This is a genomic window from Streptomyces siamensis (assembly GCF_039543605.1).
In the GTDB taxonomy this organism is placed as follows: Bacteria; Actinomycetota; Actinomycetes; order Streptomycetales; family Streptomycetaceae; genus Streptomyces; species Streptomyces siamensis.
The window spans coordinates 625,832-633,823 of record NZ_BAABKB010000001.1 but is presented as its reverse complement, the minus strand read 5'-3'; the positions used below and the strand labels follow the sequence as shown (position 1 = coordinate 633,823).

The window sequence follows — 7,992 nt, the reverse complement described above, 5'->3', positions numbered from 1 at the left end:
CGGCTGAGGCTGCCCGCCGCCCGCGGGGGTCGCCGTCGGCCACCCGCCGGGGCGCCGGCCGCTGCCGGCGGCCGTGGCGGCGGGCCAGGCGCCGGGGGCACCACCCGAGGGGGCACTCGCGGCGGGCGCGGCGGTCGGGGGCTGCGACGGGGCGGCAGCGGGCGGGGCCGTCGGCGCGGCAGGGGGCGCGCTCGCCGCAGGAGCTGCGGGAGTCCCGGGAGCCGCGGGCGCGACGGCCTCGGGGGCCGGTGCGGCGCCCTGGGGGGCACCGGCGGGTCCCGCCCCGCGGACCGCGGCACGGGCCGCCGCCGGACCGCCGCCCGGGGGAACCGCGGCCATGGCGGCGGCCGGTGCCGCCCCGTGCGCCTCGGGTCCGGGCACGTAGCCCATCGCGGGCGCGCCCGCGCCGGCCGAGAGGCTCACACCGCGCTCGACGCGGTCCAGCCGGGCCATCACGGACCGCTCGTCCCCGTACGCGGCGGGCAGCAGCACACGTGCGCAGATCAGTTCCAGCTGGAGGCGGGGCGAGGTGGCGCCGCGCATCTCCGTCAGTCCTTCGTTGACGAGGTCGGCGGCGCGGCTCAGCTCGGCGGCGCCGAAGACACCGGCCTGGGCCTGCATGCGCTCCACGACGTCGACCGGGGCGTCGACGAGCCCCTTCTCGGCGGCGTCCGGCACGGCCGCGAGGATCACCAGGTCGCGCAGCCGCTCCAGCAGATCGGCGACGAACCGCCGCGGGTCGTTGCCCCCCTCGATGACGCGGTCCACGACCTCGAAGGCCGCCGCGCCGTCACCCGAGGCGAACGCCTCGACCACCGAGTCGAGCAGCGACCCCTCCGTGTAACCGAGCAGCGAGGTCGCCATGGCGTAGGTCACACCGGCGTCGCCCGCTCCCGCGAGCAGCTGGTCCATGACGGACATGGAGTCACGCACGGAGCCCGCGCCGGCACGCACGACGAGCGGAAGCACCCCGTCCTCGACGGGAATGCCCTCGCGTCCGCAGACCTCGCCGAGGTACTCGCGCAGGGTGCCCGGCGGGACCAGCCGGAACGGGTAGTGGTGGGTCCGCGACCGGATGGTCCCGATGACCTTCTCGGGCTCGGTGGTGGCGAAGATGAACTTGAGGTGCTCCGGCGGCTCCTCGACGACCTTCAGCAGCGCGTTGAAACCGGCCGACGTGACCATGTGGGCCTCGTCGATGATGTAGATCTTGTATCGGCTGCTCGCGGGTCCGAAGAAGGCCTTTTCCCGCAGGTCACGGGCGTCGTCCACACCACCGTGCGAGGCGGCGTCGATCTCGATGACGTCGATGGATCCCGGGCCGTTGCGTGCCAGGTCGCGGCAGGACTGGCACTCGCCGCACGGCGTCGGCGTGGGGCCCTGCTCGCAGTTGAGGCAGCGGGCCAGGATGCGCGCGCTGGTCGTCTTGCCGCACCCGCGCGGACCACTGAACAGGTACGCGTGGTTGACCCGGTTGTTCCGCAGCGCCTGCTGCAACGGGTCGGTGACATGCTCCTGCCCGATGACCTCGGCGAACGACTCCGGGCGATAGCGGCGGTACAGCGCGAGAGACGACACGCATACGAGGTTATAGGCGCCCACCGACAACGCGGACCGCTCGGAGCGCATCCCCGGACCACCGGCCGGGACACCCGCCCGGACCCGCACCGGGCCCGCGGTCTCCAGCGGCCCGCCGTATCCCCGCCGCACGCGGCCCGGCCCGGCAGCATCCCTGCCGGCCCCTCGGCCTCCGCGGCACACGCGCGGCCCGGCCCCGCAAACGCAAGCGCCCCCCACGCACCCGCCAGAGCCGACCTACCCTTGCTGCCTTCCGGCCCTGGGGGAGTTCAGTCAGATAGCGCCACGTGAGGGGCTCCGCACAGGGTACAGGATCCTGGCCGGGGGAACGAGTTCGCGAGCACTCCTCAACGTCTTGTATTGTTTGCCGCGGAGGATTCGCCTAGAGGCCTAGGGCGCACGCTTGGAAAGCGTGTTGGGGGCAACCCCTCACGAGTTCGAATCTCGTATCCTCCGCCAGTGCCTCACCGGGCACGTTGTCGAAGGGCCCCACCGTTCGCGGTGGGGCCCTTCGACGTTGTCCGGCCGGGAACCGGGTCTCAGTTCGTGCAGCCCGGGACGACGATGTCGCTGCCGTCGCAGTTGGTGGGCTGGTTGTTCCTGACCCGGGAGGAGGTCAGGTTGACGGTGCCGCCGGTGTTGAGGACGCCCCCGGGCGCCACGTCGGCCGTGTTGGTGTTGACGTTGGTGTCCGTGATGGTCGTCGTGCCGCCGCCGACGTTGGCGACGCCGCCGGCCCGGTCGGCGTGGTTCTCGTTGATGTTGGAGCGCACGATGTTCAGCGTGCCGTCGTTGGCCACTCCCCCGCCGACCCCGTTGTCGGACGCGACACCGGCCGTGTTGCCGATGAGGCGGCTGTTGTAGATGGACATGTTCCCGTCGTTGGCGACGCCGCCGCCGTTGATATTGGCGGTGTTGCGCTGGATGGTGGTCCTCTCGATCCAGGTGGTGGTCCCGGAACCGCCGCCGATGGCGCCGGAGAAGTTGGCGTGGTTGTCGCGGAACACGCTGTCGGTCACGTGCAGCACGCCGCGGTTGGCGATGCCGCCGCCGAAGTCGGGGGCGTCGCCATTGGTGATGGTGGCGTCATCGATCGAGAGGTTTCCGCCGGGGGCGACGGAGAGGATGCCGAAGGAGGCCGCGGACGACCGCGTGAGGGTGCTGCGCCGGGCGCTGATGGTGATCGTGCTGGTGATGTCCGGCAGCGGCGTGGTCAGCGCGTAGGTGCAGCCCCGCGCCAGCACCAGGTCTCCGCCTCCTGCGCCGTTGGCGGCGGTGATGGCGGCGGACAAGGCGGACGCACTGCACGGGACGAGCGTCTGTGCCGAGGCGGGCGTGGCGGTGACCAGGACCGTCGCGACGGCTCCGGCAGACATGGCCTGGGCGATGAGCGCTGACGACTTACGGGTGAACATGGGCAGGTCGCTCCTTCGAAGTCCCGGATCAGCAGAGTGCTCCCGGCATCGAAGTGGGCGGCGCCGCAGTCTCGGGGGAGCGCTGTCGATCTTGCCCCCGCCCGTGCCCGCCGGTTACGGGCGCGCGGCGCCCTCCCCCCGGACGGTGTAGCCGTTTCCGTCCGACGGCCGACAGGCGCAGGCCGTCGGGACTCCTCGACGTCGGCCGTCCCGGTGAGGCGTGTCACACCTTCGCGCGGCTCAGCCGATCTTCACGGACTTCTCGACCGTGACCTGGTCGATGTCGGTGGTGCGCACGGTGACCTTCATCGTCCAGGTGCCGGCGATCGGGAGGGTGACGCCGTCGGTTCCCCAGTAGCCGCCCTTGTCGGTGAGTTCCGCGTCGATGGGGCCGACCTTCTGCGCGGCGAGCGTGAAGGTGAGGCGCAGCTCGGGGACGGTCGAGATGCCTCCGTCGGGGCCGAGGACGACGGCCTGCACCGTGTTCTCGCCGACCGCGGCGGGACTCATCTCGATCTGCACCTTGCCGCGCCCGCCCGGCGTGCCGACGTCGAAGGGCACGAGGGTCGTGGACGACGTCGGGCGGTCCGCGGCGACGGTCGCGGCCGCCGTCTCGGTGGCCGCCCGGCCCGGCTGCGTGCCCGTCAGCACGGTCGTGACCACCAGGACGACGACGGCGACGGTGACCTCGGCGAGGACCGAGCGCCGCAGTCCGCGGCGGTACACGGCCGCCTCGTCGCCGACGTCGGTTCCGTCCGGGGCGTCCGGCGCGGTCGCGGTGTCCGTGAGGGGCGGGCCGCCGACCGGCTCCGGCACCCGGGCGGCCGGGACCGTGGCCTTCGCCCCGGTGGACACGCGCTGCCCGGCCGCCGTCTCCTGGCCCGCCGCGAGCGCCCACCGTCGTGTCCACCGCCGCGAGTACGCCGCTCCCGCCAGCAGGAGCAGGACCGCACACAGCTTCACGACGAGGAGCCGGCCGTACGACGTCGATGTCAGGGCGTCCCAGGAGCCGAGACCGCGCCACGACTGGTAGAGACCGGTCGCGGCGAGCACGACGACCGAGGCGAGGGCGAGCCGGGAGAAGCGGGCGACGACCGTCCGGGGGAGGTGCTCGGCGGGCCGGTGCAGCGCGAGGAGCAGGGCGGTCAGTCCGCCGAGCCACACGGCCATGGCGAGCAGGTGCAGCACGGAGGACACCATCGCCGCGGGCACCTGGATGCCGGCGGACGCGTGTTCGGCGACGGCCCAGGTGACGGCGAGGCCGAGGGTGACCAGCCCCCCGAGGACGACGACGGCCCGTTCCCGTCCGGGCGCGGATCCCGGCGCGGGACGCCGTGTGCCGCCCGTCCCGGCGTCCCCGGCATCGCCGGGGTCCGGTGCGTCCGCCGCGGACCCGCGCAGGACCGCTCGGACGGGGAGGAAGGCCGCCGCGCCGAGCAGCACCAGCCGGACCACCAGTGCCACACCGGGCCGGCCGGTGAGCGTCGCACGCAGCACGTCCGGGTCGAAGGCGGCGGCCGGGCCGGTGCCGCGTTCGTACGGGCCGCGCAGCAGGAGCAGCGCCAGCGTGGCCGTCAGCAGGGTCCACCAGCCGGTCAGCAGCAGGCGCCGTACGTCGCCCGGGTAGCCGCACGCCAGCGTGAAGGCCGTCGCGCCGATGAGCAGGGCCAGGCCGGTGTACGCGGCGTAGCGGGCGATGTCGTAGAGGGTCTTGGAGGCGGGGTTCTCGGTGGGCGGCAGCGCGGCGGCGGTCTCGGAGGGTTTGCCGACGGAGAAGGTGAAGGCGCCGGAGACGGGGTGGCTGTCGGCGGAGACCACCCGCCAGACCACGGTGAACGTGCCGGTGCCCAGGCCGCGCGGCAGCGTCACCCGGGCGGTGTCGGACCGTCCGTCCGCGTGCCCGGTCCTGCCCGTGTGCAGGCGCCGGTTGTCGGGGCTGAGCACGCGGAAGGAGTCGTCGAGCAGACCGACGGACTCACTGAACGTCAGGGTCAGCTGACGGGGCGCCGTCTTCAGGACGCTGCCGTCCCGCGGGTCGGTGCCGGTCAGCGCGGCGTGCGCGGACGCGCCGCCCACGCCGCCGAAGAGGACCAGCAACAGGACGCCGCCCAGCAGCGCCAGGCCCCGGACGAGGTGCCGCCGTCGGTCTCGCTGTCCGTTCACACGCCGTCTCCGTATCCGCGTTCACAGGCTCTCGGACAGATACGGACGCGTGCGGTGCGGTGCTCACCGCGGCGCCGGGGAACCCTCTCCGAAGGCCGCCGCCCGTGTCAGGAAGGCGAGTCGGGCGCGTTTCTCCGGCAAGTAGACCTCGGGGAGGTCGATTTCGGGAAGCACGATCTCTCCGGCGGGGACGAAGCCCTGCCGGGTCAGGCGGGCGATCGCCTTGGCGTTGCGGGCGTCGGGTTCGACCACGATCCGCTGCCGGTCGAGGCCGACGAGCGCGTACGTCGTGAACGCGCCCAGCAGGGCGGCCGACCAGCCCGGCCGGCCGCCTCCGGGTCCCGCCGGTCCGATCAGCAGGTGGACGCCGATGTCGCCGGGCCGCACCTCGTAGCACTCGCTGACACGGTCGGCCTCGGGTTCGTAGGTCTGGAAGAGGGCCGCCGGCACACCGTCCTTGACCATGAGGAAGGCGTGGTGGGTGTCGAGGGAGTCCAGGTGCAGATAGGTCTCCAGGACCTGTTCCTCGGTGAGCCCGTTCATCCCCCAGTGGACGGCCCGCTCGTGCGTGACCCAGCGGTGGACGACGTCGAGGTCGGCGCGCGGGTCGAGAGGCAGGACCCGCAGCGTGCCGAAGCCGTCGACCAGTTGCTCGTGCACGGCCTCGCGGTCGTCGCCGTACCGGTCAGTCATCGTGGTCCTCCGTGTTCTGCCGGGTCGTGCCGCCGTCCGCCGCGAGCCGGTCCCAGTCCGTGCACACGGGGGCGAGTTCTCCCGCGACCCACAGGGGGAGCTGGTCGCGGTGGTGGTCCGAGCCGGGCACACCGTCGGCGCCGAACGGCACCACCCAGAGGCTGTCGTCCCGGTCGGCGAGGTCCCACACGTACCGGGCGGCGGGGCCCCGGGCGCTCAGGTCGGTGACGCCGGGCACCGCCGACGTGCACAGCACGCAGTCGTGGTCCCCGGAGAGCCCCGGCTCGTCGTACGAGGTACCGGGGACGGCACGCCAGGGCGCGAGCCGGTGGGTGTCCCCCCAGGTGCGGGACGTCTCCCGGGCGGCCACCTCCTCCAGGGCCGCGCGGACCACGGCGTCGCGGTCGATGCCGTACAACTCCTGTGCCCGCAGCAGGTTTTCGAGGGCGAAGCCGACACGCGGGGTGAGGGCGAGCCAGGGGAGGAAGACCTCCGGGTACGCGGGCGGGTCGGCGAGGACGGCGAGCGCGGGGTGCGCCGCGAGCCGCCGTACGACCGCGTCGCGCAGCGCCGCGTAGGCCGCCGCGTCGGCGCTGCCGGCGTCCATGTGCCGGTCCCAGCCCAGGAGCCGGTCGCGCAGCGCGACCGCGTCGGGGCCGAGGTCCTCCCCGAGGCCGGACAGGCGGTCCAACAGGGCCGCGGCGGAGGCCAGACGGGTGTCCATGTGCACGGCGGGCATGTCCCGCGCGGACCATGTCCGCGCCCCGTCGAGGAGCTGCCGGATGCGGCGGGCGCGGTGCGGCGGGGCGAACTCCACGCCCAGCGGGGTGGCCGGGCCGCGCTGGTTCGCCATCACGGCGAGGCCGTCCTCGACCGGGCCGTACGGCATCTCGTGCCAGCCGTGCCACTCGTGTCCGGCCTCCCAGGCGGGCACGACCCGTGTGCGGTTGTCCTCGCCGCGGACCGGGACCCGTCCCGCGACCCGGTGCAGCAGGCCGCCCTCGGTGTCGGCGGCCTGCACGACGTTCACGGGCTCGGCCCACCGCTCGAACGCCCGGTCCACGTCCGCGACCCGGCGGGCGCGCAGCAGGGGGAGGAGCGCGCTGAAGCCGAGGTCCTCCGTGACCCGGGGCGGGCAGCGCAGGCTGATGGTCTCCTCCGCGTCGGTCCCGCCCACGACCACGGGCCCGCGCTCCGTCTCGATCACCTCGACCTCGACGGGCTCGCCGCCGGCCACCTCGACGGTCTCCGCGTGCCGTGCCACGGCCCGCCACGCGCCGTCCGGGCCCAGGGCCTCGACGGTCCCGCCGGGACCGGCGCCGGTCCCCGCACTCCCGTCGGCCGGGCCGCCGGGTGCCCGGCGCAGACGTTCGCGGTACAGGTCCTGGTAGTCGGCCATCGCGTTCGTGATGGCCCAGGCGACCGTTCCGGTGTGGCCGAAGTGGGCGATGCCGGGCACACCGGGGACGGCGAGACCGACGACGTCGAACTCGGGGCAGGCCAGATGGATCTGCTGGTAGACGCCCGGGTCCTCGATGAAGCGGTGGGGGTCACCGGCGATGACCGCGTGCCCGGTGACCGTGCGTGCGCCGCTCACCAGCCACCCGTTGCTCCCGGACGTGCCGGGCCCGTCCGTGGCGAACAGGGCGACCGCGTCGGCGCCCAGCCGCCGTACGACGTGCTCGCGCCACAGCTTCGCGGGGAATCCGGCGAACAGGATGTGCGTCCCCAGCCAGACGCCGAGCGGGCTCCACGGTTCCCAGCGGCCGGGGGCGAGCCCCGTCGTGGTGAACTCCGGCGCCCTGCGCGCCCCTTCGGCGAGCCCTTCGTTGACCCCGTCGACGTACGCGCGGATCCAGTCGGCGGTCTCCGGGTCGTTCTTCTCCAGGGCCGCGAAGCAGCGTCGCGCGGTGTCGTCGAGGCGGGCCCGCCGGGCGAGGCGGTCCCATGCGACGGCCTCGGCGCCGAGGAACGCGGCCGAGGTGCCCTGCGAGCGGTGGCGCTCGACCTCCAGCTGCCAGGCCCGGTCCACGGCGGTGACGCGGCCCTGCGCGTGGGCGAGTTCTCGCACGCCGGTGGCGCGCAGATGGGGGATGCCCCAGGCGTCACGACGGATCTCGACGGTCACGGACCATCCCCACTT

General features: G+C 74.1%; 5 protein-coding genes, 1 tRNA gene and 1 other RNA gene. 1 reads left to right on the top strand and 6 read right to left on the bottom strand.

The features are described from left to right. Together ABEB03_RS02815 and ffs are read right to left on the bottom strand one after the other, a co-directional pair. Positions 1–1,578 (bottom strand): DNA polymerase III subunit gamma and tau (locus ABEB03_RS02815; RefSeq protein WP_345640530.1); only part of this gene is annotated, 1,578 nt, incomplete at its 3' end. Between the two features lie 201 nt (positions 1,579–1,779). Beyond that, an RNA gene (gene ffs, locus ABEB03_RS02810) (signal recognition particle sRNA small type) lies at positions 1,780–1,878 on the bottom strand. A 71-nt stretch (positions 1,879–1,949) separates the two neighbouring features. On the opposite strand from ffs, the gene ABEB03_RS02805 reads away from it, so the two are divergent. Beyond that, positions 1,950–2,037: transfer RNA gene (locus ABEB03_RS02805), tRNA-Ser, on the top strand. An 80-nt stretch (positions 2,038–2,117) separates the two neighbouring features. On the opposite strand, the gene ABEB03_RS02800 is transcribed toward ABEB03_RS02805, so the two are convergent. The 4 genes from ABEB03_RS02800 to ABEB03_RS02785 all read right to left on the bottom strand — a co-directional run bounded on the left by ABEB03_RS02800 (position 2,118) and on the right by ABEB03_RS02785 (position 7,977). Further along, positions 2,118–2,993, bottom strand: a complete 876-nt coding sequence (locus ABEB03_RS02800) for a hypothetical protein (protein ID WP_345640527.1) — start codon at positions 2,991–2,993, stop codon at positions 2,118–2,120. A gap of 240 nt (positions 2,994–3,233) precedes the next feature. Continuing rightward, positions 3,234–5,156 (bottom strand): copper resistance CopC/CopD family protein, encoded by a 1,923-nt coding sequence (locus tag ABEB03_RS02795; RefSeq protein WP_345640524.1) that lies wholly within the window; start codon positions 5,154–5,156, stop codon positions 3,234–3,236. 63 nt (positions 5,157–5,219) lie between these two features. Further along, positions 5,220–5,849: a GNAT family N-acetyltransferase gene (locus tag ABEB03_RS02790; protein ID WP_345640521.1), complete on the bottom strand. Its 630-nt coding sequence runs from the start codon at positions 5,847–5,849 to the stop codon at positions 5,220–5,222. Continuing rightward, on the bottom strand, positions 5,842–7,977 hold the full coding sequence (locus tag ABEB03_RS02785; protein ID WP_345640518.1) for a penicillin acylase family protein: 2,136 nt from the start codon (positions 7,975–7,977) through the stop codon (positions 5,842–5,844). The genes ABEB03_RS02790 and ABEB03_RS02785 overlap by 8 nt, the downstream gene beginning before the upstream one ends. Positions 7,978–7,992 lie beyond the last annotated feature (15 nt).

Bases quoted from the DNA above. Each gene is read 5' to 3' on its own strand.
- ABEB03_RS02790 (WP_345640521.1), bottom strand. From the start codon at position 5,849: ATGACTGACCGGTACGGCGACGACCGCGAGGCCGTGCACGAGCAACTG.
- ABEB03_RS02800 (WP_345640527.1), bottom strand. From the start codon at position 2,993: ATGTTCACCCGTAAGTCGTCAGCGCTCATCGCCCAGGCCATGTCTGCC.